Origin of the sequence: Pradoshia eiseniae (assembly GCF_002946355.1) — a bacterium.
In the GTDB taxonomy this organism is placed as follows: domain Bacteria; phylum Bacillota; class Bacilli; order Bacillales; family Pradoshiaceae; genus Pradoshia; species Pradoshia eiseniae.
The window spans coordinates 243,036-268,914 of the sequence record NZ_PKOZ01000003.1 but is presented as its reverse complement, the minus strand read 5'-3'; the positions used below and the strand labels follow the sequence as shown (position 1 = coordinate 268,914).

The 25,879-nt window shown below is 43.6% G+C and carries 27 protein-coding genes; all 27 read left to right on the top strand.

Annotation, left to right across the window (positions count from 1 at the left end; genetic code table 11):
- The first annotated feature begins 47 nt into the window (after positions 1-47).
- Entirely contained in the window at positions 48-842 is a 795-nt protein-coding gene (flgG, locus tag CYL18_RS08225; RefSeq protein ID WP_104849006.1) for a flagellar basal body rod protein FlgG, read from the top strand.
- Between the two features lie 45 nt (positions 843-887).
- Positions 888-1,115 (top strand): flagellar FlbD family protein, encoded by a 228-nt coding sequence (locus CYL18_RS08220; protein WP_104849005.1) that lies wholly within the window; start codon positions 888-890, stop codon positions 1,113-1,115.
- A complete protein-coding gene (fliL, locus tag CYL18_RS08215) occupies positions 1,105-1,533 on the top strand; it encodes a flagellar basal body-associated protein FliL (RefSeq protein WP_104849004.1) in 429 nt (142 codons plus the stop codon). The genes CYL18_RS08220 and fliL overlap by 11 nt, the downstream gene beginning before the upstream one ends.
- A gap of 42 nt (positions 1,534-1,575) precedes the next feature.
- The gene (gene fliM, locus CYL18_RS08210) at positions 1,576-2,577 is read left to right on the top strand and encodes a flagellar motor switch protein FliM (RefSeq protein ID WP_104849003.1); all 1,002 of its coding nucleotides are present in this window, start codon (positions 1,576-1,578) and stop codon (positions 2,575-2,577) included.
- A complete protein-coding gene (gene fliY, locus CYL18_RS08205; protein WP_104849002.1) occupies positions 2,567-3,781 on the top strand; it encodes a flagellar motor switch phosphatase FliY in 1,215 nt (404 codons plus the stop codon). The genes fliM and fliY overlap by 11 nt, the downstream gene beginning before the upstream one ends.
- Before the next feature lie 16 nt (positions 3,782-3,797).
- Positions 3,798-4,160 (top strand): response regulator, encoded by a 363-nt coding sequence (locus CYL18_RS08200; RefSeq protein ID WP_104849001.1) that lies wholly within the window; start codon positions 3,798-3,800, stop codon positions 4,158-4,160.
- A gap of 20 nt (positions 4,161-4,180) precedes the next feature.
- Positions 4,181-4,867, top strand: a complete 687-nt coding sequence (locus tag CYL18_RS08195) for a flagellar biosynthetic protein FliO (protein WP_104849000.1) — start codon at positions 4,181-4,183, stop codon at positions 4,865-4,867.
- Entirely contained in the window at positions 4,860-5,525 is a 666-nt protein-coding gene (gene fliP, locus CYL18_RS08190) for a flagellar type III secretion system pore protein FliP (RefSeq protein WP_104848999.1), read from the top strand. The genes CYL18_RS08195 and fliP overlap by 8 nt, the downstream gene beginning before the upstream one ends.
- A 15-nt stretch (positions 5,526-5,540) precedes the next feature.
- Positions 5,541-5,810, top strand: coding sequence for a flagellar biosynthesis protein FliQ (fliQ, locus tag CYL18_RS08185; protein ID WP_104848998.1), 270 nt, complete (start codon positions 5,541-5,543; stop codon positions 5,808-5,810).
- A 3-nt stretch (positions 5,811-5,813) separates the two neighbouring features.
- Positions 5,814-6,590, top strand: a complete 777-nt coding sequence (gene fliR, locus CYL18_RS08180) for a flagellar biosynthetic protein FliR (RefSeq protein WP_104848997.1) — start codon at positions 5,814-5,816, stop codon at positions 6,588-6,590.
- A gap of 1 nt (position 6,591) precedes the next feature.
- Positions 6,592-7,677 (top strand): flagellar biosynthesis protein FlhB, encoded by a 1,086-nt coding sequence (gene flhB / locus CYL18_RS08175; protein ID WP_104848996.1) that lies wholly within the window; start codon positions 6,592-6,594, stop codon positions 7,675-7,677.
- A 37-nt stretch (positions 7,678-7,714) separates the two neighbouring features.
- Positions 7,715-9,748: a flagellar biosynthesis protein FlhA gene (flhA, locus tag CYL18_RS08170; protein WP_104848995.1), complete on the top strand. Its 2,034-nt coding sequence runs from the start codon at positions 7,715-7,717 to the stop codon at positions 9,746-9,748.
- The gene (gene flhF / locus CYL18_RS08165) at positions 9,745-10,929 is read left to right on the top strand and encodes a flagellar biosynthesis protein FlhF (protein WP_104848994.1); all 1,185 of its coding nucleotides are present in this window, start codon (positions 9,745-9,747) and stop codon (positions 10,927-10,929) included. The genes flhA and flhF overlap by 4 nt, the downstream gene beginning before the upstream one ends.
- Positions 10,883-11,743: a MinD/ParA family protein gene (locus CYL18_RS08160; protein ID WP_104848993.1), complete on the top strand. Its 861-nt coding sequence runs from the start codon at positions 10,883-10,885 to the stop codon at positions 11,741-11,743. Before flhF ends, CYL18_RS08160 begins: the two co-directional genes overlap by 47 nt.
- Before the next feature lie 37 nt (positions 11,744-11,780).
- Complete coding sequence (locus CYL18_RS08155) at positions 11,781-13,370, top strand: chemotaxis protein CheA (protein WP_104848992.1); 1,590 nt, start codon at positions 11,781-11,783, stop codon at positions 13,368-13,370.
- A gap of 154 nt (positions 13,371-13,524) precedes the next feature.
- Positions 13,525-14,292 carry a FliA/WhiG family RNA polymerase sigma factor gene (locus CYL18_RS08150; protein ID WP_201741255.1) on the top strand — a complete coding sequence of 256 codons (768 nt, stop codon included), beginning with the start codon at positions 13,525-13,527 and terminating at the stop codon, positions 14,290-14,292.
- A gap of 14 nt (positions 14,293-14,306) precedes the next feature.
- A complete protein-coding gene (locus tag CYL18_RS08145; RefSeq protein WP_104848991.1) occupies positions 14,307-15,653 on the top strand; it encodes a DUF342 domain-containing protein in 1,347 nt (448 codons plus the stop codon).
- 102 nt (positions 15,654-15,755) lie between these two features.
- Positions 15,756-16,190: a hypothetical protein gene (locus CYL18_RS08140; protein ID WP_146102831.1), complete on the top strand. Its 435-nt coding sequence runs from the start codon at positions 15,756-15,758 to the stop codon at positions 16,188-16,190.
- Positions 16,191-16,342: 152 nt separating this feature from the next.
- On the top strand, positions 16,343-17,107 hold the full coding sequence (gene rpsB, locus CYL18_RS08135; RefSeq protein ID WP_104848989.1) for a 30S ribosomal protein S2: 765 nt from the start codon (positions 16,343-16,345) through the stop codon (positions 17,105-17,107).
- A 127-nt stretch (positions 17,108-17,234) separates the two neighbouring features.
- A complete protein-coding gene (tsf, locus tag CYL18_RS08130) occupies positions 17,235-18,119 on the top strand; it encodes a translation elongation factor Ts (protein WP_104848988.1) in 885 nt (294 codons plus the stop codon).
- A gap of 190 nt (positions 18,120-18,309) precedes the next feature.
- Positions 18,310-19,035, top strand: a complete 726-nt coding sequence (gene pyrH, locus CYL18_RS08125; protein WP_104848987.1) for a UMP kinase — start codon at positions 18,310-18,312, stop codon at positions 19,033-19,035.
- Positions 19,035-19,592 carry a ribosome recycling factor gene (gene frr, locus CYL18_RS08120; RefSeq protein ID WP_104848986.1) on the top strand — a complete coding sequence of 186 codons (558 nt, stop codon included), beginning with the start codon at positions 19,035-19,037 and terminating at the stop codon, positions 19,590-19,592. The genes pyrH and frr overlap by 1 nt, the downstream gene beginning before the upstream one ends.
- A gap of 272 nt (positions 19,593-19,864) precedes the next feature.
- A complete protein-coding gene (locus CYL18_RS08115; RefSeq protein ID WP_104848985.1) occupies positions 19,865-20,638 on the top strand; it encodes an isoprenyl transferase in 774 nt (257 codons plus the stop codon).
- Positions 20,639-20,661: 23 nt separating this feature from the next.
- Positions 20,662-21,453, top strand: coding sequence for a phosphatidate cytidylyltransferase (locus tag CYL18_RS08110; RefSeq protein ID WP_104848984.1), 792 nt, complete (start codon positions 20,662-20,664; stop codon positions 21,451-21,453).
- Positions 21,454-21,488: 35 nt separating this feature from the next.
- Positions 21,489-22,631, top strand: a complete 1,143-nt coding sequence (gene dxr / locus CYL18_RS08105; protein WP_104848983.1) for a 1-deoxy-D-xylulose-5-phosphate reductoisomerase — start codon at positions 21,489-21,491, stop codon at positions 22,629-22,631.
- A gap of 16 nt (positions 22,632-22,647) precedes the next feature.
- Positions 22,648-23,907, top strand: coding sequence for an RIP metalloprotease RseP (rseP, locus tag CYL18_RS08100; protein ID WP_104848982.1), 1,260 nt, complete (start codon positions 22,648-22,650; stop codon positions 23,905-23,907).
- 148 nt (positions 23,908-24,055) lie between these two features.
- Entirely contained in the window at positions 24,056-25,759 is a 1,704-nt protein-coding gene (locus CYL18_RS08095) for a proline--tRNA ligase (RefSeq protein ID WP_104848981.1), read from the top strand.
- Positions 25,760-25,879: the final 120 nt, after the last annotated feature.

The window sequence follows — 25,879 nt, the reverse complement described above, 5'->3', positions numbered from 1 at the left end:
CCTGGCTGTCAAATCGACAGACAGCCGAGAGAAAGGGGAATTTTAACATGTTGCGTTCTATGTATTCAGGAATAAGCGGATTGAAAAACTTCCAAACCAAATTAGATGTTATTGGCAATAACATAGCTAACGTAAATACATACGGCTTTAAGAAAGGTCGGGTCACCTTTAAGGATGCTATTAGCCAAACGACCATGGGAGCGAGTGCATCCACAGATACAAGGGGCGGTACAAATGCTGTTCAAATCGGTCTTGGGAGCTCAATCTCATCCATTGATACGATCGATACGGCCGGCAGTCTGCAAAATACATCCAGAACGCTGGACCTTGGCATTGAAGGGGATGGCTACTTTATCGTGAATGACGGGACGAATGATTATTATACACGTGCCGGCAACTTCTATTTGGATGAAGAGGGAACATTGGTGACAGGCGAAGGTTATAAGGTTGAAGATACAGCAGGAAATGCCATTCAATTGGACACCAATAATATTCAGAGCTTCAGCATTTCCCAGAACGGTGCCATCAACGTGGTGAAAACAGATGGGACAAGTGAGGAATTAGCCATTATAGCATTAGCCAAATTCAGCAACCCAGGAGGTTTGGAGAAGGCTGGGGGTAACCTGCTGCAAGAATCAGTCAACTCTGGCCAACCGCAAGTAGGCGCATCAAGCACAGATGGAAGGGGGACTATATCTTCCGGAACGCTGGAGATGTCAAATGTCGACCTTTCTGAAGAATTCACCGATATGATTGTCGCGCAGCGCGGCTTCCAGGCCAATACGAGAATTATTACCACATCGGATGAAATTTTGCAGGAGCTTGTTAATCTAAAGCGATAATCGCAAAGGAGGTATAGGGCTAGAGCGGGCTTTAGCCCTCTGCATATGATTAAAGTGAGAAGGCTTAATGGCAAAGAGTATTACTTAAACGCCCTGTATATTGAAACAATTGAAACGAATCCTGATACAACCTTGACTTTGACCAACGGTAAGAAAGTGGTAATCGCAGATGAGGAACAAGCCATCATTCGCTCAGTAATGGATTTTTACCGAGAGGTCAATCTGTTAAAGGTGCCGACGATGCTAAAGGAGGGTGCGAATCTTGAAGAATAGAACGTCCATAGCGATTATTCTAATGTTCGCTGCAGTGCTAATCTTAATGGGTGCGGGCGGCGCCATCTATTCAATGAAATACATGGATGACAGAGCGCAAACACAGCCGAGCATAGATGAAGTGATTAAACTTTCAGTGGAGGTACCTGAGATTACGACCAATTTAAAGGATGACACCCTTATTCAAATCTCCTTTATGATTGAGACGGATGACAGGGAAGCGCGTGAAGAATTGGAAAAGAGAGAGTTTCAAATTAAGGATATTGTCATTAATGAATTGTCTGAAATTGAAGCTCGCCAATTGAAAGGAAAGAAGGCGAAGCAGGAAATGGAAGATAAATTGACAGAACAGATAAATGGATTGATGCAAGAGGGAGAGGTTGTTGAAATCTATACCACATCCTCTATACTCCAGTGACAATGCGAAACAATGTTAACGGACTAACGGGAGGTGAAAGAGTTGTCTGGTGAAGTATTATCCCAAACTGAAATAGATGCACTTTTATCAGCCATCACGAAAGGAGAGATGGACGCCGATGAGCTGAAAAGAGAAGAAAGCGTGAAGAGGATAAAAGTTTATGATTTTAAGAGGGCTCTCCGATTCTCTAAGGATCAAATACGCAGTCTTACGCGTATACATGAGAATTTCGCAAGATTGCTTACTACATATTTCTCAGCACAATTACGTACATACGTACAAATTAATGTCACTTCCACAGATCAGCTTCCTTATGAAGAATTCATCAGATCCATACCGAAAATGACTATACTGAATGTCTTTGAGGTGCCGCCGCTCGATGGGCGGATTTTAATGGAGGTGAATCCTAAGATTGCATACTCAATGCTTGACCGAGTACTTGGCGGAAGAGGGGACAGTGTCAATAAGATTGAAAGCTTGACAGAAATCGAGACGAAAATCATGTCCAATTTATTCGAGCGTGCGTTTGAGAACCTTCGTGAGGCTTGGAGCAATATCACAGATATCGAACCAGTATTATCGGAATTCGAGGTGAATCCCCAATTCCTGCAAATGGTCCCTCCAAATGAAACGGTTGTCGTTGTCTCTTTTAGCATCATGATCGGGGAAATCGGCGGAATGATTAATATTTGCATCCCGCATGTCGTGCTAGAACCCATAATCCCTAAATTATCTGTCCATTATTGGATGCAGACAAGCAAGAAAGAACGTGAGCCTGTAGAGCTCCAGATGCTTGAGAATCGCGTTCATAAAGCTAATCTTCCTATCATTGCCGAGCTCGGACCGACGGAGATATCTGTTTCTGATTTTTTGAATTTACATATTGGGGATGTCATTGAATTGAAGCATCCCACCGACAAGCCGCTGATCTTATCAGTTGGCGAAGTTCCTAAGTTTTTGGGCCAAGCAGGGAAGGTCAATAAACGAATGGCCGTTCAAATATTAGAGAATTACAGAGGAGGAGGCGTGGAAGATGAATCATGAGAATCTATCAGAAGCTGAAATCGATGTCTTATTAAAAAGAGGTGGAGATGTAGTAGAGGAATCTCCCATGTTAGATCATTATTTTTCCCTGCTCGACCGCGACACAATCGGGGAAATTGGAAACATCTCCTTTGGCAGCTCAGCCACTGCTTTATCGACTTTATTAAATGAAACGGTTGAGATAACGACCCCGCATGTCTCGTTAATTCTAAGTGAATCCCTGGCCGATGAGTTTCCGCAGCCTTATGTCGCTGTGGAAGTAATCTATACGGAAGGGTTAAAAGGCTCAAATCTCTTATTCATCGAACCATCAGATGCAAAGGTTATAGCGAGGCTAATGCTTCGCGAGGATGGAACTTCATCCCTGGAAGAGCCGCTTTCTGAGATTCAGATAAGTGCGCTTCAGGAAGCAATGAATCAAATGATGGGCTCAAGCGCTACTGCTATGTCTACCGTATTCAAAAAGCGAATTGATATTTCTCCTCCTTCAATTGGAATCATGGATTTGCCAAAGGGAGCGGGAAGGGAGATTCTTCCGCAAGGAGATATGCTAGTCAAAGTGTCCTTTAGACTAACCATTGGTCATGTGCTCGATTCTAATATTATGCAGGTATTGCCCCTTAACTTCGCCAGAGGCATGGTGGATGAATTGATGGAGCATTCGTGGGAACAAACAGAAAACATACATGGTGCGGTAGGTGACCTTGGAAGAAAGAATAGGAACGGAGGCGATGATAGTATGAGTGAGCAGCAAACACCTACAGGCAATCTTCATTCTGCTTATAATCAAGCAATGACAGAGACCGCGGCCGCGGCCGGTTATTATAGCGGTATTAACTCCATGATCAATATAGATGATAGAGTTCAGCATTCACCAGATGTCCAGGTGCAGCCTGTGGAATTTTCGTCCTTCACACCTGAGCGACCATTAGCGGGGCAGGAAGTGAACAATTTAGATATGCTTCTTGATATTCCGCTTCAAGTTACAGTTGAGCTTGGAAGAACAATTCGGTCAGTTAAAGAGATTCTATCCCTTTCTTCCGGTTCAATCATCGAGCTTGATAAGCTGGCAGGGGAGCCGGTTGATATCCTCGTTAACAAGCGTCTGATTGCCAAGGGAGAAGTGGTTGTCATTGATGAGAATTTCGGTGTTCGTGTCACGGATATCATCAGTCAGAGTGATCGGCTAAAAAAATTGAAATAAGAAGAGAGGGAGATTTATGGCCCATAAGATATTGATCGTAGATGATGCTGCATTTATGAGGATGATGATTAAAGATATTTTAATGAAAAATGGATATGATGTGGCGGGTGAAGGGGCGGACGGCATACAAGCAGTCGAGTTGTATAAAGAGCTTGAACCGGATTTGGTCACGATGGACATAACGATGCCGGAAAAGGACGGTATTACTGCCCTAAAGGAAATCCGATCAATCAATCCAGAAGCCAAAATCATTATGTGCTCTGCCATGGGGCAGCAAGCATTAGTCATTGACGCCATTCAAGCAGGAGCGAAGGATTTTATCGTAAAGCCTTTTGCTGCTGACCGTGTGCTAGAAGCCATCAGCAAGGCGCTCGATTAATTGTAGAAAGGGAGATTCGGGTGCTTCAACACATGAGAGGCTGCCAAAAGGCGGCTAGCCTGATTATTTTATCTTTATTGCTGCTTTTGTTGGCGGGTGCCCCTGCGGCAGCTGAAACAGATGCAGGAAACAAAAGTGTAGATGAATATTATCAAAACAAGGAATCAAGTGAGCTTGAACGGACAGATGAAGCTGAACAAGATGGGCTTAAACAGGAGGGAGCCCCCCGTGATATGGTTGGCATCACAGCTTTAGATGTCTTCAAAATGATTTTTGCTCTCCTCTTTGTCGTTATCCTTTTATTTGTTTTATTGAAATTGGTAAATAAGAAGAGCAGAGGCTATTCAACAGGAAAAATGATTCAAAATCTGGGCGGAGCATCTCTTGGCGGGAATCGATCCTTACAGGTAGTGCGAGTGGGAGAGAAAATACTTGTACTCGGGGTAGGCGAGAATGTCCAGCTTCTGGATTTGGTTGAAGAGGAGAAAGAGTTTAACAGATTGATAGATGAATACAACGACAAGATGGGACTAGAACCATCTCACCCCTTGATTGTCTCGAAGTTGGCGGGTAGCGGGAAGGAAAAGCGTAAAGATGGGCCTCTCTCCTTCGCAAGTCAGCTTTTAGCCCAATTGGATGAAATGGCCTCTGAGCGGAAAGCGCTGAAAGAGAAGCTCCGTAAGAGGGGAAGTGCACGGGATGAATGAAGTCATAAATTTATTCAGCACGGCGGATACGGGGACTGTATCTGCTTCGGTAAAGCTGTTATTGCTTTTGACAGTCCTCTCTCTTGCACCGAGCATTCTTATCTTAATGACTTGTTTTACTCGTATTGTAATCGTGCTGGGGTTTGTCAGAACAGCATTATCCACACAGCAAATGCCGCCAACACAGGTGTTGATCGGTTTATCCTTATTCATTACATTCTTCGTGATGGCGCCTGTTTTTTCTGAGGTTAATGAAGAAGCGCTTCAGCCGCTTTTTAAGGATGAGATCAAGCTTGAGGAGGCATATTCACTTGCGGCTGAACCGATGAAGGAATTTATGGCAAAGCATACGAGACAAGCAGATTTGCAATTGTTTTTGGATTATACAAAAGCGGCAGCGCCAGCCTCGGTCGAGGAAATCCCCCTTACGACGCTTGTCCCGGCATTTGCCATCAGTGAGCTGAAGACAGCCTTTCAAATTGGATTCATGATTTTTATTCCTTTTTTGGTCATCGATATGATTGTCGCGAGTGTATTGATGTCTATGGGGATGATGATGCTTCCGCCGACGATGATCTCTCTGCCATTTAAGATTTTATTATTTGTGATGGTTGATGGGTGGCATTTAGTGATCAAGTCTTTATTACAGAGTTTATAGGCAGGTGGAGAAGAAATGACATCAGAAGCAATAATCACACTTGCGGAAAGAGGTGTGTGGACGGTCCTCATCATAAGCGCGCCTTTATTGCTTTTGGCGCTTGTTATCGGTTTGATTGTAAGTATTTTTCAGGCAACGACACAAATCCAGGAGCAGACATTGGCCTTTATACCGAAGATTGTTGCTGTGTTTCTCGGAATCGTGTTTTTTGGTCCGTGGATGCTGGGGAGAATGATCTCTTTTACGCTTGATATCTTTAATAATTTAACGGAATTTGTGGGATAACCAATGGAAGAAATTGTACCTAAATTTAGTGTTTTTCTGCTCATCTTTGTAAGGGTTGCGGCTTTTTTCGTCACAATGCCGATATTCTCTTACCGCACAATTCCTACTATGCACAGAATCGGAATCAGTGCCATCTTGGCATGGATTATGTATTATACGGTCCAATCACCAGGCTATGAGATTGATATGTCCTATTTCCTGCTGATATTGAAAGAATGCATCGTTGGTTTGGCAATCGGTTTTTTTGCGTATATGCTCCTGTCAGCTGTACAGATGGCAGGGGGATTGATCGATTTTCAGATGGGCTATTCTATGGCAAGTGTCATAGATCCTCAGACAGGTGTGCAGACGCCGCTAACCGGTCAATACCTATATACGTTTGCCCTCTTATTCTTACTTTCAACGAATGGCCACCATTTATTGCTTGATGGGATTTATTACAGCTATCAATTCATTCCTCTTTCAAGCACGTTACTGGCATTTGGAGATGAGGGATTGCTTACCTTTATCATCGAGTCGTTTTCGATGGCCTTCATGATTGCTTTTCAGATGGCAATTCCAATTGTCGGCAGTCTCTTCTTGGTGGATATCGCACTAGGTATTGTGGCTAGAACAGTGCCGCAGATGAATATTTTTGTGATAGGTTTTCCAGTGAAAATTCTTGTTGGCCTTATTTTGTTAATTGTCATGATGAGCGGAATCCTCTCTTTGGTTAATCTCCTTCTTGATACGACGCTGGATGGATTGCGTACACTCATGCAACTGCTTGGAGGAAGTTAATATGGAATTCCTGATGCTCGATTTGCAATTTTTTTCAGGAGAGAAAACAGAAAAAGCAACCCCTAAGAAACGGCAGGATTCCCGAAAGAAAGGGCAGGTTGCCAAAAGCCAGGACGTAAACACAGCGATTGTCTTATTTGGGGTGTTTCTCTTCCTCTATATAGCAGGTGGGTTTTTGAAAGACCGGGTCATCGACCTATTTGTCTATCCGATTCATGCAATAACTTCGTCTGAATTGACGATTGATGGTCTGTCTATTCTCTTTATCGGCTTGCTAATCAAAATGATTAGTGTTTTAGGCCCTATTATGTTAACGGCTCTCCTGGCTGGTATTCTCGCCAATTTCATTCAAGTGGGACCGATGTTTTCAACGGAGACCATTCACTTTAAGCTTGAAAAAATTAATCCAATTAAAGGATTTAAACGGATCTTTTCGATGAGAGCGATTGTTGAAATGTTAAAGTCCATCCTAAAGGTGCTGTTCATTGGTCTTATCACATTTTATTCCATCTGGCTCAGGATGGATGAAATCATGCTTCTTTCCTATAAACAAATAGGGGCTAGTCTAGTAACGATTGCGGATATAACGGTCCAGACCGGCTTGTTTGCTTCGGGAGCTTTATTATTATTGGCAGCTCTAGATTATATGTATCAGCGGTTTGATTTTGAAAAGAGCATCAAGATGTCCAAGCAGGAAATCAAACAGGAATACAAAACGATGGAAGGGGACCCCCTCATAAAGTCTCGAATCAAGCAAAAACAAAAAGAAATGGCTATGTCGAGGATGATGCAAGAAATACCGAAAGCGGATGTGGTAATAACCAACCCGACACACTTTGCGGTAGCCCTGAAATATGACGAAGACAAAATGGACGCCCCGTATGTTGTGGCTAAGGGAGTTGATTTTGTCGCTCAAAAGATCAAGCTCATCGCAAAAGAAAATGAAGTGCCTATGATGGAAAACAGGCCTTTGGCGAGAGCCCTTTACAGTCAAACAGAAGTTGGTCAGGCTATTCCGGAGGAGTTTTTTAAAGGGGTGGCAGAAATTCTGGCTTATGTATATAAAATGAAAGGCAAAACGTCATGAATGTTAGGCTCTTATTAATGGTTAGGAGAGGGAATGTATGCGAGCTAGGGATTTAACGGTACTGGTGGCCGTCATTATGATTGTGGCGATGTTAATCATCCCGCTTCCAACATGGCTTTTAAGCTTTTTGATTATGGTCAATATAGCCCTGGCCTTATTGGTTTTATTGACGTCGATGAACACGACGGAACCTTTGCAATTCTCGATTTTTCCGTCATTGCTGCTGTTGCTGACCTTATTCAGGCTTGGCTTAAATATATCTACGACGCGAGCAATCCTTACCCATGGGGATGCAGGCGGAGTAGTTGAGGTGTTCGGGAGCTTTGTTGTCGGCGGACAAGTCGCTGTCGGGCTTGTCGTCTTTCTAATATTAATTATCATTCAATTTATTGTTATTACAAAGGGGTCTGAGCGTGTGGCAGAAGTGGCTGCCCGTTTCACGCTAGATGCCATGCCAGGGAAGCAGATGAGCATTGATGCGGATTTGAATGCCGGCATGATATCTGAACAGGAGGCCAGAATGCGCAGGGATAAAATATCCCGTGAAGCGGATTTCTTCGGCTCCATGGACGGGGCGAGCAAGTTTGTAAAGGGAGATGCAATCGCCAGTATTATCATCGTCATGATTAATCTCATCTTTGGAATGGTGATTGGAGTCATGCAAATGGATATGGGCTTTGGTGAAGCTGCCGCCCACTTCTCGTTATTATCCGTGGGAGATGGCATTGTCAGCCAGGTGCCAGCGTTGTTGATTTCAACGGCGACCGGAATTATTGTGACTAGGGCTGCCTCTGATGGGAACTTGGCTTCAGACATTACCGGCCAATTATTTGCTTATCCTAAAATGCTCTATATTGCCGCAGGCACGATTTTGCTTTTGGGAATCTTCACCCCGATCAATGTGTTTTTGACGCTCTTGATTGCCGGGCTGCTGGCACTTGGTGCTTATAAGGCCAATCAGGTCCAAAAAACAAGGTCAGGGGCAGATATCCTGCCAGATGAAGAGATTGACAATGATGAAATGAAAAGTCCTGAAAGTGTTATAAGCCTGCTTAGCATTGACCCGATTGAATTTGAATTCGGCTATGGTCTTATTCCGCTGGCAGATACGAATCAAGGCGGCGATCTCCTCGACCGGGTCGTGATGATCAGGCGGCAGCTGGCCATTGAACTGGGACTTGTGATTCCTGTCGTGCGAATTCGCGATAATATTCAGCTGAAACCGAACGAATATCGCTTGAAGATTAAAGGAACTGAAATGGCGCGGGGTGAGCTCCTCCTAGACCATTATCTGGCGATGGCGCCAGGAATGGATGATGAATCCGTAGAAGGGATTGAAACGATTGAGCCTTCCTTTGGTCTCCCTGCGAAGTGGATAACCGAGGACATGAAGGAGTATGCCGAAATGCTTGGCTACACGGTTGTTGATCCGCCTTCAGTCGTGTCGACCCATATTACGGAGGTTATTAAGGCGAATGCGTCCGAGCTCATTGGCCGTCAGGAAACGAAGCATTTAATAGAGCATCTAAGAGAATCAGCGCCAATTCTTGTTGAGGAAGTGACCCCTAATCCATTAACTGTCGGTGACATCCAGAAGGTTCTGGCTAAACTGCTGAAGGAAAAGGTGTCCATTCGTAATTTACCAATTATATTCGAGACGCTGGCTGATTTCGGGAGGATAAGCCATGACCCAGAAGTGCTGACAGAATATGTGCGGCAAGCATTAGCACGTCAAATTACGAGTCAATATGTGATAGGGGAAAGCTTAAAGGTCATTACGTTATCAGGCAGGACAGAAAAAGCGATTGCTGATAGTGTACAGCAAACGGAGCATGGGAGTTACCTCACCATCGATCCAGACTCATCACAAAAAATCGTGCAGTCCATTGGAACGAAGCTGGAGGAAAATGCGCTGCTTGATCAATTGCCGGTGCTTTTATGCTCGCCTGCTGTCAGGATGTATGTGCGTCAATTGACTGACAGGTATTTCCCGCAGCTGCCGGTTCTATCCTATAACGAACTTGAAGCAAATGTTGAAGTACAGGCGATAGGGGTGGTGAATATGGAATGAAGGTCATGAAGTTCACAGGCAGCACCATGCAGGAGGTAATGATGCAAATTCGCTCTGAGTTAGGGCCAGATGCCGTCATTTTGCATTCGAAATCGGTTCAAACACCGATGTATTTCGGTCTATTCAGGAAGAAAACCATAGAGGTTATCGCTGCCATTGACCAAGAAGAGAAGCCGGCTCGAATAATGGAAGCGGAGAAAAAGCCGGAGGAACCATCCCGATTTATAAAGAGCGAAGAATCAGCGACGGCTAAGCAAATCTTGAGGGAATTGCATCAGGTTACAGGGCTGCTTAAAGAAAACACCCCAAAAAGTGAATCGCCCTCCAAGTATGATCTTTATCCGGAAGAGTTACGGAGCATGTTCTGCCATCTCCATAATCTTGGTCTAAATACGGTCGTGCTTGATGATATTATGGAAAGCCTCCTGAAGGAATGGAAGCGCCAATTTGCCATTAGGGAATTGACAGCAGCAGACCTGGAGCGATTGGCTAGGAAACATCTCAAAGATCGGCTTGAGGCAGCAGATCTTACCGCCGATGAGCCAACTCGGAAATTTATAGCGGTCATGGGCCCAACCGGTGTGGGGAAAACCACCACAATCGCAAAGATAGCGGCGGATTATATGCTGAAAAAGCGAAGGAGAGTAGCCTTTATTACGACAGATACTTATCGGATTGCAGCCATTGAGCAATTGCGCACATATGCGCAAATACTCGGTGTGCCGATGGAAATTGCCTATAATCTAGAAGATTTCATTCAGGCAGCCGAGCGCTTTGCTCATTATGATCATGTATTTATCGATACAGCAGGAAGGAACTTCCGTAACCCCGTTTATGTCGAGGAGCTTAAGAAAATGCTCGATAATAATTTGAATCTTGAGACTTACCTTGTGTTGGCTGCTACGGCAAAAGAAGAGGATATGACCAAGATTTACGAGCAATTTGAGATGATGGCTGTTGACGGGCTTATTTTCACGAAAACGGATGAAACTGAGAACTTGGGCGGCATGATCAATTTCATCATGAATCATTCCATTCCTGTCGCGTATTTAGCAGATGGACAGGATGTACCGGATGATTTGCAAATAGCCGTACCAGAAATCATCATCAATAAGGTTTTTGGAGGAAAAGAGTATGCCGGATCAAGCAGATCAGCTTCGAAGCAGATTAGAAGAGCTTAGATGGCGAAGAGCCAAAGTAATTGCGGTGGCTAGTGGGAAGGGCGGTGTCGGAAAGTCGAACTTTTCGATAAATTTCGCTGTCGCTCTTGCGAGGGAGCTTAACCGGGTCCTGATCATTGATTTTGATATTGGGATGGGCAATGTCAATATTCTAGTAGGCAAATCGAGCCATTATACGATTGCTGATCATTTTGAAAAGGCCATTCCTCTGCACAGGCTCATTGAGGAGGGGCCCTCTGGGGTGCATTATATTGGCGGGGGCACAGGCTTAAGCCAATTATTGCATGTCGACCGGCATCAATTTGAGCGTTTTAGCACTGAATTTGAACTTATCCTCAAACAATATGACTATATATTTTTGGATATGGGTGCCGGTTACTCGGAGCAGTCTATCCAATTCATGATGGCGGCGAATGAAGTGTTCATCATAACGACGCCTGAGCCAACATCGATTACAGATGCCTATTCGATGATGAAGTTCCTGGCCAAGCGGACAGCTGACGTTCCATTTTATCTAATTTGCAATCGTGCGCTATCACGTGCAAGCGGGGAGGAGACGCTAAGCCGGCTTGCGGAAGCGGCTCGGCAATTTCTGAATAAGGAAGTATTTTTACTGGGAGTTGTTCCTGATGATAGCAGTGTCGGTGAAGCAGTCTTGCGCCAGATTCCATTTATAGACTTCGACCCGAAAGCGGGGGCAAGCCTGGCTCTAAACGAACTGCTTCACATCTATTTAGGGAAGAGGAGCAAGGAGGTTAGCCAGGGTGATTCATTTATAAGCAGGATTAGAAGGTATTTGTTTCAGCACCGGTAATCTGCAAGGATGATCAGTGCGTAAAGGAGGAGTATAAATGAATTGGAGCCAGTATCTAGAAGTTTATTTTGAGGAGAGCAAGGAACATTTGCAATTATGCAATCACAAGCTCCGCCTGCTAGAAGGACAACCAACGAATAAGAAAGCAATAGATGAAATCTTCCGTGCCATTCATACACTGAAAGGGATGTCTGCGACGATGGGGTTCGATGAGGTCGTACAGCTTACCCATGAAGTAGAGAATGTGCTCGATGAAATTCGTCATAAGAGACTTCCAGTTACACTTGCCTTAATTGATTTTATATTTCAAGTGATAGATGATCTTGAAGCGCTGCTGATTTCACTTGAGAAGGGACATAGCGGCAAAAAGGTTAGCAGTGCAGCTATTTTTAGCCTTCAATCATTTATGGTCGGGCGGGAAAAAACGGTGGAGATGCATGATGAAGCGGCTCCTTTGCTCGAAGAAGAGATCATCGCCGCTATGGATTATGAGGACTACGAACAACTAATCATCGAAGAGGCTCTCATTCAGCAGTTTGATGTTTGGAGGCTCGATATTTGTTTAAGGGATGACTGTCAAATGAAGGCGGCTAGGGTACTGCTGATTTTCCGGCTGCTTGAATCGTTGGGAGAAATCATTAAGTCTGTCCCTTCTGCACAAGAGCTTGAGAAGGAGCACTTTGAAAGCATGTTTTCCGTAACAATTGCCACTAAGAGTAATCGCTACAGTTTATATAAGGCGATTATAAATATATCAGAGGTTAAAGAAGTCAGATTTTATCCGATTAGAGCCGATAAATGGGACCAAGATGAAGTCATGGGCGCTTCTATTATTGAAGCGGAAAATCCGGCTGGGCAGAAGGTCATCGATGAGCAACCAATCACTAAATCAATACGAGTTCCTACTGAACGATTAGACGAACTTATGGAGGCTTTCAGGGAATTGGTCGTCGTGCGCCAAAGACTAGAGCAATTGTCTCTTGAGATTGGGCATGCTGAACTGTTAGATGCCGTTACAGATGTCGCCAATAAGACCACTGATATGCAAAGCATCCTCTTTAATATGCAGAAGGTTCCTGCAGAGAGTGTTTTTAATCGGTTTCACAGTATGGTAAGGCGCCTTTCTAAGGAGCTGGACAAGAAAGTAAAGCTAGTCATAAAAGGTGCGGCAACTGAGCTCGATCGTTCTATCGTGGAAGAGGTTGGTGATTCAATGCTGCATTTCTTGAGGAATGCGATTGATCATGGGATAGAGACTCCTGATCTACGAAGGCAGCAGGGAAAGCCGCCAGAAGGGACTATCATGATACGAGCTTATGAGAGTCTCGATTTTGTCATGATAGAGATTGAGGATGATGGAGCGGGGATAGACGAAGAGGTAGTTGCCAGAAAAGCTGTCGAATTAGACATTGTTACACCGTCTCAGGTTGAAATGATGAGTGTGCAGAGCAAAATGGACTTAATTTTCATAACTGGCTTTTCGACCGCCACGCAAATATCTAATATATCCGGTCGAGGAGTAGGGCTGGATGCGGCCAAGAGCATGATTGAATCATTGGGAGGGGAAGTGGTGGTTCAGTCGAGGCAGGGGACAGGTACTAGGTTCACCATTAAGGTTCCATTATAAAATTCAGATGAGTAACAGCAGAGATTGACAAACAGGCGGCACGGCGGGAGACCGTTACAATTAAAGGGACTGCCATATATTCTTTTGGCGGGAAAAGAAAAGAGCTCTATAGAAGGTTGTTTTACGGAAAAATAGTAGGCAGGGGGGAACGAAATTGCCGCAAGTAAATATGGGGGAGGAACTACTGTATTGGCATCGATGGCTTGATGACCGCGATGAACAGGCAGGAGATATTTTGGCTAATAAATATTTGCCTTTGGTGAATTACCATGTTCAGCGGATTTCTGTCAATTTGCCTAAAAGTGTAAGCAGAGATGATATTCACAGCCTTGGGCTCATGGGTCTTTTTGATGCGCTGGAGAAGTTCGATCTTTCAAGGGATTTGAAGTTCGAAACCTATGCTTCTTTCCGGATTCGTGGAGCCATTATTGACGGGCTTAGGAAAGAGGACTGGCTTCCAAGGAACATGAGGGAAAAGGCGAAATTAATAGAAGCAACCATTGAAAGGCTGGAACAAAAGAAGATGAGAAATATCTCTTCAGCCGAGGTCGCGGAGGAGCTGGGCTTGACGAAGGAAGAGGTTCATGCCATTTCAAATGAGAACTTACTTGCCAACGTACTGTCAATGGATGAACGGCCAAAGGACCAAAATGAAGAGATACAGTCCTTTAGTATAAGAGATGAACAGACATTATCACCGGAGGATACCCTGCTAAAAAAGGAGGTTTTATCAGAAATAGATAAACAAATCCAAACACTAGGGGAGAAGGAACAACTGGTACTTGACTTGTTTTATCATAAAGAGCTGACATTGACGGAAATCGGTCATATCTTGAATTTATCAACATCGCGTATATCGCAGATTCATTCGCGTGCGTTGTTTAAGCTGCGGAATGTTCTGCAAAAATCAATATATTCATAGATGGAGGGTGGAAGATGGCTTTTCCGTTTACGTTAGAGGTTTCAAGCGACAGGCTGAAGGCGTGGATATGCAAGGAAGAGGATGTCAAAATAAATGTGACAGCAGATGAGGTCCGGAAATGGATGAATGCTCAAGGTGTCATCTCAGGGATAATGGAGAATGAACTTGAACGTCTATGCCGAAATGACAGCCGTTCAAAACGTGTTCTTGTGGCTGAAGGGGTTAAACCTGTAAAAGGGCAGGATGGCAAGATAATCTTTCATGTATCTCCCCATCTTGAGAAAAAAGAAGGGAATATTGTAGATTATCGCGATACTATGAAAATCTTTTCAGCGGAAACGGGTGATCGAATCGCAACGATTGTAGACCCTGAGGCAGGCACATCGGGAATGGATGTTTGCGGAAATGAGATTGTGCCGGAGCCGGGTAAAGCGGTACGTTTGAAAATTGGTCCCCATGCCATACGCCATGGAAAAGAAATCTTCGCTGTTACAGATGGTGAGGTCAGCTTTAATTGGAATGTAATCCAAGTCAATCCATTTTACGTAGTGGATGGCGATTTAGATTTATCAATTGGGAACCTTTACTTCGTGGGCAATGTGACTATTAAAGGGAATGTCCGACCAGGCTATAAAATTCGTGTCGGAGGAGATTTGAAGGTGTTTGGCATGATTGAGGGGTCGGATATACATGCAGGCGGATCGATTTATGTGAAGGGAGGCATACACGGGGAGCCTGATTGCCAAATCAAAGCGGGGGCCATGCTCAAGGCACTTTATATCAATGAGGCTAATGTACATGCTTTTGGTGATATTGAAGTCGGCCATTATATTCTGCATAGCCACGTGACATCCTATCAATCCATTCGATGCAAAAACGGCCATTTGATAGGGGGAATCACCCAAGCTGGAAAGTTCTTGGAAATACGGGATGCCGGCAATATTCATTATACTCGAACGCAAATACATATTGGTCAGACAAAAGCAATCGAACTACATAAGTCCGAATTGGACAAACAGACAAAGCAAATCAAGGATAACATCTCCAAGCTTACGGTTATTGCCAATAGACTCGAGGAGATGAAGGGAGAGACGGGCTTCTTGGGAGTGAAGGAGAGGGCCCTGCTGATGAAGCACCAGCAAACAAGGGATTTGCTTGAACAGCAGCTCCTCAATATAAGGGAGGAGCTGCTGCGTCTTGAATATCGGGTTGACCAATTGGATGAAGAAATAATTGTTCACGGTGTTTGCTACCCTAATTTACATATCCAGATTGGCAAGTACGCTAAACCGCTAAATCAGGCATGCCGTTCTGTCAGATTTATAGAGCGTGGAAAAGAAATAGCTGTTATTCCCCTTTAAACCGTAAAAAATGCTTGTGATGCCGGCCATGATCAAAAACCATAATAAAGCTAAGGAGTAAAGAACCAGCTGCCTATGGAACAAGGGGAGGAAAGAGGAAATATGGCATTGATTCTAGTGTGGAGCATTATGACAAACATGGTTGCGATTTTCGCCATTGTGATCTTATATGTTCGCCAAAATAGACTTATTGAAGCAGAAAAGAATATGAGGTCTTATACAGAAGACTTAGAGAATATGATAACAGCCTTCTTACTTGAGATTAAAGAGGAGAATGAGAGGCTGGAAACAGTGCTTTTGGAGAATGATGGCAGGGATGATGAGGAAGCGTGTCAGCGTGAAGAGAGAATACAAGGCGAAGAGAAATCAAAACCAGACATTTCAGTAAAACCAGATGTTCTTATGGAAGCAAGGGAGAATTACATGCTTTTTCAGGTATTGAAGGCGAAGAGGCTGGGGAGGTCAATAGAGGAGATTGCTAAGGAAATGGGCAAAGGAAAAACAGAAATAGAACTTTTAATCAAAATGAACGAATAAGGCTTGATTGTGAGGCTTCCGTATGCTATATTATTTCATGGTGTTATTACACACGCTTATTGATTTGGGCTGACGGTGCTGCCGTTTGTGGCAGTTTCAGGCCGAAAATGATTTAAGCGGAGGATAAAACAAAACCATAGGAGGAAGAATACATGTCTGTTATTTCAATGAAACAACTGCTTGAAGCAGGTGTACACTTCGGGCACCAAACACGTCGTTGGAACCCAAAAATGAAAAAATATATCTTCACGGAGCGTAATGGTATCTACATCATTGACCTTCAAAAAACGGTTAAAAAAGTAGAAGAAGCATACAACTTCGTAAGAGATCTTGCAGCAGATGGCGGCACAATGCTATTTGTTGGTACTAAAAAGCAAGCTCAAGATTCCGTTAAGGAAGAAGCAGCTCGCGCTGGCATGTACTATGTTAACCAACGCTGGTTAGGTGGTACATTAACTAACTTCGTAACAATCCAAAAACGTATCGCTCGTTTGAAAGAAATCGAAAAAATGGAAGAAGACGGCACTTTCGAAGTACTTCCTAAAAAAGAAGTTATTCAATTGAAGAAAGAACAAGAACGTCTTGAGAAATTCCTAGGCGGTATCAAGGATATGAAACAAATCCCTGATGCATTGTTCATCATCGACCCACGCAAAGAGCGTATCGCTGTTGCAGAAGCACACAAATTGAACATCCCTATCGTTGGTATCGTTGATACAAACTGTGATCCGGATGAAATCGATTATGTAATCCCTGCAAACGATGATGCAATCCGCGCAGTTAAATTGCTTACTGGAAAAATGGCTGACGCTATTCTAGAAGGTAAACAAGGTGAAGAAACAGCTCCAGTTGCAGAAACAGCTGAAGTTGAAGCTCCTGCAGAAGCTGAAGAAGCTACTACAGTAGAAAACGCTTAATTGACTTTTTAAAGGTGATAAGAGGATGGTGCCTTTTATCACCTTTTTTTGAAATAAAGAAGCAGTGTATACGTCTACATATACTGCTACATACTGATTTTATGGATAATTAAAGGAGGAAGCCCAAATGGCTATTACAGCTCAACAGGTTAAAGAATTACGTGAAAAAACTGGCGCAGGCATGATGGACTGCAAAAAAGCTCTTACAGAAACAAACGGAGACATGGACAAAGCAATCGACTACCTTCGTGAAAAAGGTATTGCGAAAGCAGCTAAAAAAGGCGATCGTATCGCTGCAGAAGGTTTGACTTCAATCGTTGTTGAAGGCGACCAAGCGGTTATCCTTGAAGTAAACGCTGAAACTGACTTCGTTGCTAAAAACGATGCATTCCAAACTCTTGTAAAAGAATTGGCTGCTCACCTATTGGCAAACAAACCAGCTTCTGTTGAAGAAGCTCTTGCCCAAACTATGGAGAATGGTTCAACTGTTCAAGACCACATCAATGCTGCAATCGCTAAAATCGGTGAGCGCATCACGCTTCGCCGCTTTGAAATCAAAACAAAACCTGAAAACGGCGCATTCGGTGCTTACATTCACCAAGGCGGACGCATCAGCGTATTGACTATCATTGAAGGTTCTGCTGAAGAAGCAGTTGCTAAAGATGTATCTATGCACATTGCTGCGCTTAACCCTAAATACGTTTCTCGCGACCAAGTTACTGCTGAAGAAGTAGAACATGAGCGTCAAGTATTGACTCAACAAGCGTTGAACGAAGGCAAGCCAGAAAAAATCGTTGCAAAAATGGTTGAAGGCCGTCTTGGCAAATACTTCGAAGAAATCTGCGTAATGGACCAAACTTTCGTTAAGAACCCAGATCAAAAAGTTGGCCAATATGTACAAGCTAATGGCGCAACTATCGTAGAATTCGTTCGTTATGAAGTAGGAGAAGGTATCGAGAAGAAACAAGATAACTTCGCTGAAGAAGTAATGAGCCAAGTTAAAAAAGACTAATTAATCTAAAGCAGATAAAGCAAGAAGATGGAATAGGGAACACATTGTGTTCCCTATTTTTCAAGAAATCTTTAAGTAATCGGGATTATTCCCTTTTTAATAAGATTTTTTGCACAAGAATTGAGATGTATGGGAAAATAATTATAGGCAATATTAATTGGTTCCTACTTTAACATTGGTGGAGGTTTATATGAGCAGCGTAAAGTATAAAAGAGTAGTATTAAAATTAAGCGGAGAGGCACTTGCCGGGACTCAAGGCTTCGGGATTGACCCAGTCATTATTTCTTCCATTGCTAAGCAAGTGAAGGAAGTTGCTGAATTAGGCGTAGAAGTGGCCGTTGTCGTTGGCGGGGGCAATATTTGGAGAGGTAAAACAGGAAGCGAGCTTGGCATGGATCGTGCGACAGCTGATTACATGGGCATGCTTGCCACTGTCATGAACTCTCTTGCTCTTCAGGACAGTCTTGAACAACAAGGAATTGGCACACGTGTACAGACATCCATTGAGATGCGTCAGGTTGCAGAGCCGTATATCAGACGCAGAGCGATTCGCCATCTAGAGAAGAGCCGAGTAGTCATCTTTGCGGCAGGCACGGGCAATCCTTATTTCTCCACTGATACTACAGCAGCTTTACGGGCTGCTGAAATCGAAGCAGATGTTATCCTGATGGGCAAAAATAATGTAGATGGAGTATACAGCGCTGACCCTGTCAAAGACAGCAATGCCGTGAAATTTGACCAATTATCCTATCTAGATTTAATCAAGGATGGACTGGCAGTCATGGACTCTACAGCATCATCACTTTGCATGGATAACGACATTCCACTAATTGTCTTCTCAATCATGGAAGAAGGGAATATTAAACGCGCCGTACTTGGCGAATCTATTGGTACAGTTGTTAGGGGGAATAAATAATGGCAAACCAAGTTATTTCTAATACAAAAGAAAAAATGGACAAATGCATTCAAGCATTTTCTCGCGAGCTAGCTTCTATCCGCGCCGGCCGTGCCAGCGCAGCAATGCTCGACAGATTAACAGTTGATTATTATGGTGCTCCAACACCAATCAACCAAATGGCTTCTGTAAGCGTGCCTGAAGCACGTATGCTTGTTATCCAGCCTTATGATAAAACGATTCTAGGTGATATTGAGAAAGCAATCCTGAAATCTGATTTAGGGTTAAACCCTGCCAATGACGGATCTATTATCCGTTTGTCTGTTCCGGCTTTAACGGAAGAACGTCGCCGTGACCTTGTTAAGCAAGTGAAGAAGGAAGCGGAAGATGCGAAGGTTGCCGTTCGTAACGTTCGCCGTGACGGCAATGACGATCTTAAGAAGCTTGAGAAGAATGGCGAAATCACTGAGGACGCTCTTCGCGGCTATTCTGACGATGTTCAAAAAATGACAGATGATCATATTGCAAAAATCGACCAAATGGCTAAAGATAAAGAAAAGGAAATTATGGAAGTCTGATTCGAAGCAATCAGTGAGTGCCCCTTTTTTTATAAAAGGGGCTTTTTCTTATCATTTTTGATGACATGAACCGTTTCAGCTGAAAATTCTCATTTATGTCTGAGTAGATTTGAGTCTTTAGACTATAATGAAGAAGAGAACGTGTATAAAGAAGCCTTACAATCTATATGTACACAATGTTCATCATATATAATTATGGTATGATTGTAATGGTTTCATGAAATACATACACATAAACAGGTATATTGTGTGAACCTGGTGGAGGAAAAAACATGTTTCGATGGAAGAAAGATAAAAAGAAAGAAGAACAATTAACAATAGACGAACGAATGAAACGCGTGAAGCAAGGTGAAGTGCCTGAGCATATCGCCATTATTATGGACGGCAACGGTAGATGGGCCAAAAAGAGGGCATTGCCAAGAATCGCTGGTCATCATGAGGGAATGAAGACGGTTAGAAGGACGACGAAATTGGCTAATGAGCTTGGTGTCAAGGCCTTGACTGTCTATGCTTTTTCAACAGAGAACTGGAAGCGTCCAAAGGATGAGGTCGATTATTTGCTTCGTTTGCCGGAAGAGTTTCTCGGTACCTTCCTTCCTGAGCTTATTGAAGAGAATGTTAGGGTGCAAATCATTGGTGACCAGGAAAAATTGCCGCTTCATACGGTTAAGGCTGTCTCCACAGCACTGGAAAAAACCAAACATAATGATGGTCTTGTTTTGAATTTTGCCCTGAACTATGGAAGCCGTGCCGAAATTCTAGAGGGAATCAAGCAGGTGGCAAAAGATATCGAAGAAGGCAGCCTAGAGGTCGGCGATCTGTCAGAGGAGCGTTTTTCAAGCTATTTGATGACCAAAGGCTTAAAAGACCCGGACCTCTTGATTCGCACTAGCGGGGAAATACGCTTGAGCAACTTCATGCTTTGGCAGCTTGCTTACACGGAGTTTTATTTTACGGATGTATTATGGCCGGATTTTGATGCGGATCATTTTATTGATGCCTTAGAGGTATACCAAGGACGCTCTAGAAGGTTCGGCGGAGTCTAAAGTTGAAGGTGAGGAAATAAGTCATGAAACAAAGAATTATTACAGCAGTGGTTGCGATGGCATTGTTTTTGCCAATCCTGATTTATGGGAATCTACCCTTTCTGTTCTTAATTTATGCGATGGCCACGGTTGGATTATATGAGCTGATTAAGATGAAACGTTTGCCGATGATGACCATATCAACCCTGTTATCATTTCTGATGCTATGGGTTCTGCTCATCCCGGATAGGTATGATTCATTCTTTTCCATGATTCAATATGACAAGATGGACTTGTTGATCATTGGGGCATTTCTGCTGCTGATTGTAACGGTTGTATCCAAAAATGCATTCACATATGATGATGCGGCATTTTTACTGCTGTCTGTTTTATACATAGGTATATCCTTTTATTATTTTTATCACACGAGAGCAGGAGAAGCCGGTCTTGCAACCATCCTATTTGTGCTTATCACAATCTGGGTAACGGATTCAGGAGCTTATTTTGTTGGCCGGTCTCTAGGGAGTAGGAAGCTTTGGCCGGAAATTAGCCCAAATAAAACGGTTGAAGGCTTCTTTGGCGGAATCGCCTGTGCGATTATTGCATCTATTTTGTTCTATTTCTTCAATGTATTGGATTACAATATAGGTAAGATGATGATTATTGCGCTTTTGATTGCCGTCTTCGGCCAATTGGGCGATCTTGTACAATCGGCATATAAAAGACATTACGGTGTGAAGGACTCAGGCAATTTATTGCCAGGGCATGGCGGAATTTTGGACAGGTTTGACAGTTTGCTCTTTGTCTTGCCAATTCTGCACTTCTTTATCTTTTAAGGATCGTTTAAGACAAAAGTGGGAGAGGATTAGTTTTGAAGAACATCAATTTGTTAGGGGCAACTGGATCGATAGGCGTTCAGACAATCGACATTATTCGTAACCATCCTGAAGAGTTTAAGTTAACAGCTGTTTCCGGAGGACGGAATATTGATGGAATCCGGGCAATCCTGAAAGAATTCAAGCCGGAATTGGTTTCTGTTCTAAACAGGGAAGATGCCGAGCGCTTAAAGAGTGAATTCCAGGATGTCACCATCCTGTCTGGGAATGAAGGATTGATTGAGACGGCCGTGTACCATAAAGGGGATGTAGTCGTAAATGCCGTCATGGGCAGCGTTGGATTAATCCCAACGATGAAGGCAATGGAAGCAGGGAAGTCGATAGCACTTGCGAACAAGGAAACACTTGTCACAGCCGGCCATATCGTGATGGCTGCATCGAAGAAATATGAAACACCAATTCTCCCAGTAGATAGCGAGCATTCAGCCATTTTCCAAGCGCTTCAGGGCGAGCAAAGCAAAAATATCGAGCGCCTTATCATCACGGCTTCCGGTGGAAGCTTCCGTGATAAGACGCGTTCGGAACTGACGAATGTTACGGTAGAGGATGCGCTCAATCATCCAAATTGGTCAATGGGATCTAAGATTACGATTGATTCAGCGACGATGATGAATAAAGGGCTTGAAGTTATTGAGGCCCACTGGCTCTTCGATTTGCCGTATGAGCAAATAGATGTGCTGCTTCATCAGGAAAGCATTATCCATTCAATGGTTGAATTCCATGACTCAAGCGTTATCGCACAGCTGGGTACACCGGATATGAGAGTACCGATTCAATATGCGCTCACTTATCCGGATCGTCTGCCGCTTATTGAGGCAAAAAGGTTAAGTCTGGCGGATGCAGCTACTTTACATTTCAAAAAGATGGACTTTGACCGCTTCCCTTGTTTACAATACGCTTATGAAGCTGGAAAAACAGGCGGAACAATGCCTACCGTGCTAAATGCTGCTAATGAAGCGGCGGTTGGTCTATTTCTCGAAAGGAAGATTCCGTTCCTGACAATTGAAAGCTTAATTGAACAAGCAATGGAGCGGCATAAGCCGATAGAAAACCCAGGACTTGAAACCATACAAGAGGTCGATCAGGACACTAGAAAGTATATCGAGTCACTATATTAAAAGGATGGTCGATTAAGTGCAAACAATATTAGCGTTTATCCTCATATTTGGCGGGTTGGTGTTTTTTCATGAATTGGGCCATTTAATTTTTGCCAAGAGGGCAGGCATTCTTTGTCGTGAATTCGCCATAGGTTTCGGCCCAAAGATATTTACGATTACAAAGAATGAAACCGTTTATACAATACGACTCCTTCCTCTAGGCGGATATGTACGTATGGCGGGAGAAGATGCTGAATCGGTTGAACTGAAGCCAGGATATCGCATAGGCATTATATGCAATGAAAACGAGGCAGTCGATAAAATCATTGTCACCAATAAGGATAAGTATCCTGAAGCGAGAATGATTGAAGTAGAAGAGGCGGACCTGGACCATAAATTGATTATTCGCGGTTATGAAGAAGGGGAAGAGGATGCTCTCAAAACCTTTAAGGTTAACCCGAAAGCCATTATTGTAGAGGACGGGCTTGAACTGCAAATTGCCCCGTATGACCGCCAATTCTCATCGAAAACGGTCGGACAGCGTGCGATGGCCATTTTTGCCGGTCCAATGATGAATTTCATCTTGGCTGCTGTCCTCTTTATGATTATCGGGATGGTTCAAGGAGTCGTCGTAAATGATCCTGTTTTAGGAAAACTGACTGAGGATGGTCCTGCGATTACCTCTGGATTGAAAGAAGGAGACGTCGTTCAATCCATCAACGGTCAAGAAATGGAATCTTGGGAAGAGATTCAAAAAACCATACAGCAAAACGCCAATAATGAATTGAATGTCGTTGTTGAGCGCGATGGAGCGACAAAAGAAATAACGGTAATCCCGAAATTAGTGGAAGATGCAGCAGGAAAGCGAGGCATCATCGGTGTATATGCACCGACTGAAAAATCGTTTGTGAAGGCAGTTGGACACGGTTTTACGGAAACGTATATGTGGACAAAGCAAATCTTCATTATACTGGGTGATTTAGTGACCGGCGGCTTTGATATCGATCAATTATCCGGACCGGTCGGAATTTATGTTTCAACTGAAGAAGTCGCTAAATCTGGCATCATCTATTTATTGAAATGGGCCGGGGTATTAAGCATTAACCTAGGGATTATGAACTTGCTGCCGCTTCCGGCACTCGATGGCGGCAGATTGCTATTCATTGCCATTGAGGCTGTAAGAGGTAAACCAATCGATAAGCAAAAAGAAGGGATTGTCCACTTTATTGGATTTGCCCTCTTGATGCTCTTGATGATTGTGGTAACATGGAATGATATACAGCGCTTCTTCTTTTAAACAAGAATAGGGACGAAGGAATGGCTGTCTAAAGCCATGAGGTTTCTTTCGGAGCATCTTTATAAGCTATAAAGATAGGGGCTAATAAATCAGGCCCCTATCATCTATGTATGAAGCCAATTGTGATTGATAGAAAGGTGAAATGATAATGAGACAAAGTATGACGATTATCCCTACTTTGAGAGAGGTACCATCCGATGCCGAAGTGAAGAGCCATCAGCTTCTTCTTCGTGCAGGATTTATGCGCCAAACAGCGAGCGGTATCTACAGCTACCTTCCATTAGGATTAAAAGTAATTCAAAATGTGGAAAAAATCATTCGTGAAGAGATGGAGCGTGCCGGCGCAGTAGAATTACTAATGCCAACCTTGCAGCAAGCAGAGCTATGGGTTGAGTCCGGCAGATGGAATTCTTACGGACCAGAGCTCATGCGCATGCATGACCGCCACAATCGTGAATTCGCGCTTGGGCCAACGCATGAGGAAGTCATTACGAGCCTTTTGCGTGATGAGGTCAAATCGTATAAGAAATTACCGTTGACGCTTTATCAAATTCAAACAAAATTCCGTGATGAAAAGCGCCCGCGTTTCGGTTTATTGCGCGGAAGAGAGTTCATCATGAAGGATGCCTATTCCTTCCACTCAAGCCAAGAAAGCCTTGATGAGGTTTATGACCGCTTATTCACAGCCTATTCCAATATATTCAGCCGCTGTGGCTTAAACTTCAGGGCTGTCATTGCTGATTCCGGCGCGATGGGCGGAAAAGACACGCATGAATTCATGGTTCTATCAGAAATCGGTGAAGATACAATCGCCTATTCCGATACATCTAGCTTTGCTGCCAACATCGAAATGGCTCCTGTAGTGAATACAGCTGTTAAAACAGGTGAAGCGGCAAAAGAATTGGAAAAAGTCGAAACGCCTGATCAAAAGACGATTGAAGAAGTGTCCAGCTTCCTGGATGTTCCGGCAGAGAAATGCCTAAAAACGTTGCTTTGGAAGGTTGATGATGAGTTTGTTGTTGTATTGGTCAGAGGTGATCATGAATTAAATGACATTAAGCTCAAAAATCTTTTCAATGCAGCAATCGTGGAACCGGCAACACCTGAAGAAACGAAAGAAATCCTTGGGGTAAACTTCGGTTCCCTAGGTCCTGTACACATGAAAACGAGCGAAATCAAAGTCGTGGCGGATGCTGCTGTCCAAATGCTTGAAAATGCTGTATGCGGTGCTAACGAAGACGGGTTCCATTATGTGAATGTAAACCCTGACCGTGATTTCCCAGCCGTGCAATATGAAGACCTTCGCTTCATTCAAGAAGGTGATCCATCTCCAGATGGACAAGGAACAATCAAATTCGCTAAGGGAATTGAGGTTGGACATGTATTCAAGCTTGGAACTCGCTACAGCGAATCTATGAACGGCATGATTCTCGATGAGAACGGCCGTCAAAAACCAATGATCATGGGCTGCTATGGCATCGGTGTTTCCCGTACGGTTTCAGCCATCGCTGAGCAATTCAATGATGAAAAAGGTCTCATCTGGCCTGTGAATATTGCTCCATACCAAGTTCACTTAATCCCGGTAAATATGAAAGATGAAGCACAAAAACAACTGGGAGAAGAATTATATGAAGAGCTGACAAGAGCCGGCTATGATGTGCTTATCGATGACCGTCCAGAAAGAGCGGGCGTGAAATTTGCTGATTCTGACTTAATCGGCATGCCGGTTCGCGTAACCGTTGGCAAGAAAGCTCAAGAAGGCATCATTGAAATGAAAATCAGAGAAAATGGCGAAAGCTTTGAGATTCCTGTGGGAGAATTGCTTGAACGTCTTAAGACAATAATTGGCTAATAAATGATACATGGCTCTCCCTAAATGGTCTGGGAGAGCCTGTTCTTTCTTTTCAGGCGATTGCTCCTAATGCGCAATAGATTAGACTGTATAGAAGATTGAATCATTATAGAGACAGCC

Bases quoted from the DNA above. Each gene is read 5' to 3' on its own strand.
- CYL18_RS08145 (WP_104848991.1), top strand. From the start codon at position 14,307: ATGGCTTTTCCGTTTACGTTAGAGGTTTCAAGCGACAGGCTGAAGGCG.
- flhB (WP_104848996.1), top strand. From the start codon at position 6,592: ATGGAATTCCTGATGCTCGATTTGCAATTTTTTTCAGGAGAGAAAACA.
- CYL18_RS08115 (WP_104848985.1), top strand. From the start codon at position 19,865: ATGTTTCGATGGAAGAAAGATAAAAAGAAAGAAGAACAATTAACAATA.
- CYL18_RS08160 (WP_104848993.1), top strand. From the start codon at position 10,883: ATGCCGGATCAAGCAGATCAGCTTCGAAGCAGATTAGAAGAGCTTAGA.
- CYL18_RS08220 (WP_104849005.1), top strand. From the start codon at position 888: ATGATTAAAGTGAGAAGGCTTAATGGCAAAGAGTATTACTTAAACGCC.
- flhA (WP_104848995.1), top strand. From the start codon at position 7,715: ATGCGAGCTAGGGATTTAACGGTACTGGTGGCCGTCATTATGATTGTG.
- CYL18_RS08110 (WP_104848984.1), top strand. From the start codon at position 20,662: ATGAAACAAAGAATTATTACAGCAGTGGTTGCGATGGCATTGTTTTTG.
- pyrH (WP_104848987.1), top strand. From the start codon at position 18,310: ATGAGCAGCGTAAAGTATAAAAGAGTAGTATTAAAATTAAGCGGAGAG.
- fliY (WP_104849002.1), top strand. From the start codon at position 2,567: ATGAATCATGAGAATCTATCAGAAGCTGAAATCGATGTCTTATTAAAA.
- fliQ (WP_104848998.1), top strand. From the start codon at position 5,541: ATGACATCAGAAGCAATAATCACACTTGCGGAAAGAGGTGTGTGGACG.
- flhF (WP_104848994.1), top strand. From the start codon at position 9,745: ATGAAGGTCATGAAGTTCACAGGCAGCACCATGCAGGAGGTAATGATG.
- flgG (WP_104849006.1), top strand. From the start codon at position 48: ATGTTGCGTTCTATGTATTCAGGAATAAGCGGATTGAAAAACTTCCAA.
- CYL18_RS08155 (WP_104848992.1), top strand. From the start codon at position 11,781: ATGAATTGGAGCCAGTATCTAGAAGTTTATTTTGAGGAGAGCAAGGAA.
- CYL18_RS08095 (WP_104848981.1), top strand. From the start codon at position 24,056: ATGAGACAAAGTATGACGATTATCCCTACTTTGAGAGAGGTACCATCC.
- fliP (WP_104848999.1), top strand. From the start codon at position 4,860: ATGAATGAAGTCATAAATTTATTCAGCACGGCGGATACGGGGACTGTA.
- fliR (WP_104848997.1), top strand. From the start codon at position 5,814: ATGGAAGAAATTGTACCTAAATTTAGTGTTTTTCTGCTCATCTTTGTA.
- CYL18_RS08200 (WP_104849001.1), top strand. From the start codon at position 3,798: ATGGCCCATAAGATATTGATCGTAGATGATGCTGCATTTATGAGGATG.
- CYL18_RS08140 (WP_146102831.1), top strand. From the start codon at position 15,756: ATGGCATTGATTCTAGTGTGGAGCATTATGACAAACATGGTTGCGATT.
- rpsB (WP_104848989.1), top strand. From the start codon at position 16,343: ATGTCTGTTATTTCAATGAAACAACTGCTTGAAGCAGGTGTACACTTC.
- tsf (WP_104848988.1), top strand. From the start codon at position 17,235: ATGGCTATTACAGCTCAACAGGTTAAAGAATTACGTGAAAAAACTGGC.
- frr (WP_104848986.1), top strand. From the start codon at position 19,035: ATGGCAAACCAAGTTATTTCTAATACAAAAGAAAAAATGGACAAATGC.